Annotated in this window: 4 protein-coding genes; 1 reads left to right on the forward strand and 3 read right to left on the reverse strand. The window is 42.6% G+C overall.

The window, feature by feature from the left end:
- Window positions 1–359 precede the first annotated feature (359 nt).
- Window positions 360–809: a GNAT family N-acetyltransferase gene (locus AC4II3_RS32260; RefSeq protein ID WP_488017069.1), complete on the reverse strand. Its 450-nt coding sequence runs from the start codon at window positions 807–809 to the stop codon at window positions 360–362.
- A 109-nt stretch (window positions 810–918) separates the two neighbouring features.
- The gene (locus tag AC4II3_RS32265) at window positions 919–1,767 is read right to left on the reverse strand and encodes an alpha/beta fold hydrolase (protein ID WP_488017071.1); all 849 of its coding nucleotides are present in this window, start codon (window positions 1,765–1,767) and stop codon (window positions 919–921) included.
- Between the two features lie 28 nt (window positions 1,768–1,795).
- On the opposite strand from AC4II3_RS32265, the gene AC4II3_RS32270 reads away from it, so the two are divergent.
- The gene (locus tag AC4II3_RS32270) at window positions 1,796–2,209 is read left to right on the forward strand and encodes an acyl-CoA thioesterase (protein ID WP_488017073.1); all 414 of its coding nucleotides are present in this window, start codon (window positions 1,796–1,798) and stop codon (window positions 2,207–2,209) included.
- 296 nt (window positions 2,210–2,505) lie between these two features.
- On the opposite strand, the gene AC4II3_RS32275 is transcribed toward AC4II3_RS32270, so the two are convergent.
- A complete protein-coding gene (locus AC4II3_RS32275) occupies window positions 2,506–2,706 on the reverse strand; it encodes a hypothetical protein (RefSeq protein WP_488017077.1) in 201 nt (66 codons plus the stop codon).
- Between the last annotated feature and the right edge of the window lie 271 nt (window positions 2,707–2,977).

Consider the following 2,977-nt stretch of genomic DNA (forward strand, 5'->3'; position numbering starts at 1 on the left):
GGCAATAGGCAATAGGCAATAGGCAATAGGCAATAGGCAATAGGCAATAGGCAAGTAGGTCAGCTCAACTAGTAGGGTGCGTTTATAACGCATCTTACAGATCGAGTTATTATTACCTACTCCCGACTCCCTATTCCCTATTCCCTTTACTAGAGAGGGCTTGCTGAATAAGTGTGGAAGCCTTGCAATACTTTGCTTTCAAGGATTTTTTGGCAGAATAAGTGCAACGTTAATTGAATCCTTTGGCTCAAAAACCTTGTATCTTCATGGAAAATTCCCTAACACCATTAACCTAAAACCTTACCTAACACCTAACACCTAACACCTAACACCTATCACAACCGGGAATTATGACTTATTCAGCAAGCCCTAGATAGATTAAGGTACATAAATTGGTGGCTGATGCCAACATAGTCAAAGGGCTCACCGTCGGCTATAAAACCAATGCGACTATAGAAACCTAGGGCATTAATTCTAGTCATTACTCTCAAACCATTGAGATTGTTTGCTTTGGCTTTTTCAATTAATGCCTCGATCAGTTTGGTGCCGATGCCTTGGTGACGAAATTCAGGTAATAGTCCAACGTAGGCAATAGTCCCCAATCCTGGAGACAATTCTCTTAATCTTGCTGAACCAATTACCTGATTATTACAGATAGCAACGAGATGAAAAGCACTACTCTCGTACTTGTCTTGTTCTGTTCCTTTTTCCATACCTAAGGGTTCTCTGAAGACAAGCCACCGCTGGTGGTACATATCCTCTAATTCTTGTTTATTCTTAACAGGACGGACTTCAATAGTTGTCATCATGCTTAAACAGTTAACCTGCAACCTGCCACCTTGGCCAAAAGGCCACGCTACGCGAACAACCTTCAACCTTCAACCTTGGCCAAAAGGCCACGCTACGCGAACAACCCAATCACCTTACAACTTGGGGATTATTGGTAATCCAGTTGTCGATATCTTTTAACACCAGATCGGGAATTTCCCAAGGAAACAAGTGAGCCGTATTGTTATAGCATTGCCATTGGCTATCCTTAAGATGTTTAGCGGTTTCTTTACTTGATGCTGCGGTAATATGGCGATCTGCAGCTCCTGCTAAGACCAGGGAGGGACATTGAATCTGCTGTAAGTCTGGCAAACGGTTATACCCAGCCCTAATCGCACCATTGAGTGCTTGTGTAGCGGCTTGGGAGGTCTGTAAATAGGCTGATATGGCGTGCTTGGCAATATACTCGTAGGTGCTGCTTGTGTGTTGTTTGATCAGATACCGAAAAAGCGATCGCTTACCAAATGTGTCAATATTCCACTGCCATCCTGGTTGTAACCAATTTAAGATACCAGCGATGCCGGTATAGAGATTATCCTGCCAACTAATGGGGGGATGATTACCCCAAGGTCGAGCAGCTGTGGCGATTAAAATTAAACCCGTGACTCTCTGAGGTAGCTTTAGGGCAAGCTCCATGGCCAACATTCCCCCTAAAGACCAACCTAGTATCAAACAGCGGTCAATGTGGTAGTAGTCGAGGAGGGATTCCAAGTCAGTCAAGTGGTCGGTCATCTGAAAATTCCGATCAGCTGGACTTTTACCATATCCTCGCAAATCAGGGCTGATAGTCCAGAACCTCTGGGATAGATGTTGGGTAAAAACGGAAAGGCACTGACTTGAGGCTGGATGACCGTGAAGGCACAGAATTGGGAATCCTGACCCCTGGAGGTCAGTGTTGAGATATACTGCTGGTTGGGAGTCTTGTTTGATGCCATTCATGTTATATCGGTTAGCAGTTTGGTGAGGTATGGTTTCTTTTACTTATAATCGCACTGTTCGGTTTTCAGATACGGATGCGGCTGGTGTGGTCTATTTTGCTAATGTTTTATCTATCTGCCATGAAGCCTATGAAGCCTCTCTAGATGCATCGGGCATTAATCTCAAATCCTTTTTCACTAAGCCCGCTGTGGCAATTCCGATTGTTCATGCCAGTGTGGATTTTTTGCGTCCTATGTTTTGTGGGGATCCACTGCTGATTCAGGTTATGCCTGAGCAGTTGAGTGAAAGTAAGTTTGAAATTGCTTATCAGGTTGTTACAGCTTCGTCATCGCAACAGTTACTGGCAAAGGCAGTTACGAAGCACGTTTGTATTAATGCAATGACTAGAACTAAAGTTGCTTTACCTGAGGAAATCTTGCAATGGCTAGGGAGTAGGGAGTAGGCAATAGGCAATAGGCAATAGGCAATAGGCAATAGGCAATAGGTAAAAAATCCTGTTTACCTGATAGCTCTGAAAAAATCTTTACTAATTTTATCATCCCTTATGATATAGCTGACAGCTGACCGCTGACCGCTGACCGCTTAAACAAAAAATAGCCGTAGAAATACTATCTACGGCTAGCGAGTTCAACTTTTGATTTATGTCACAAAAATACCCGAAACTTTCGGATGTGATCCTATACTATCAGACCAAACCCAAGGCTACCGGGGGGGGAACCCCCCCAGAAAGTTAAGGTGTTATGGCAACAACCAATACTTGGTCATGGTAGTTATCACTTCACCGGGCACTTCAGTCGGTTCCAGAGGAGTCCATTCAGCAATCTCGGCATAGCCCAGGGAATAAAACATTTGCATACTATAAATAACTGATTGACGAGGACCTTTGAGAGTGTGCTTAGTAGCTTGTTTCTTGAAGTTCCGAGTAAATTGTTCTGACATAGTGAAAAAGTTCAACTTGGTTTATATTGATTATTGTAATGATTATAGTTTTTGTTGTCAAGGGTTTTTAAAAGTTTTTTTAGAATTTTTTATGGTTGATTAAAAATGCAATTAGCTAACGTTATAATTCAGGAAATTTATCTTTAATAGCATCGTTTTTGTGCAGATTATTTTTATGCTATATATAGCATTGATATCTATAGCGTTTATTGCCTGCTCCCTACTCCCTACTCCCTACTCCCTACTCCCTACTCCCTACTCCCTACTCCCT

It is taken from the genome of Moorena sp., assembly GCF_982860115.1.

Excerpts from the sequence above, each read along its gene's own strand:
- AC4II3_RS32260 (WP_488017069.1), bottom strand. The coding sequence starts at position 809 with ATGATGACAACTATTGAAGTCCGTCCTGTTAAGAATAAACAAGAATTA.
- AC4II3_RS32265 (WP_488017071.1), bottom strand. The coding sequence starts at position 1,767 with ATGAATGGCATCAAACAAGACTCCCAACCAGCAGTATATCTCAACACT.
- AC4II3_RS32270 (WP_488017073.1), top strand. The coding sequence starts at position 1,796 with ATGGTTTCTTTTACTTATAATCGCACTGTTCGGTTTTCAGATACGGAT.
- AC4II3_RS32275 (WP_488017077.1), bottom strand. The coding sequence starts at position 2,706 with ATGTCAGAACAATTTACTCGGAACTTCAAGAAACAAGCTACTAAGCAC.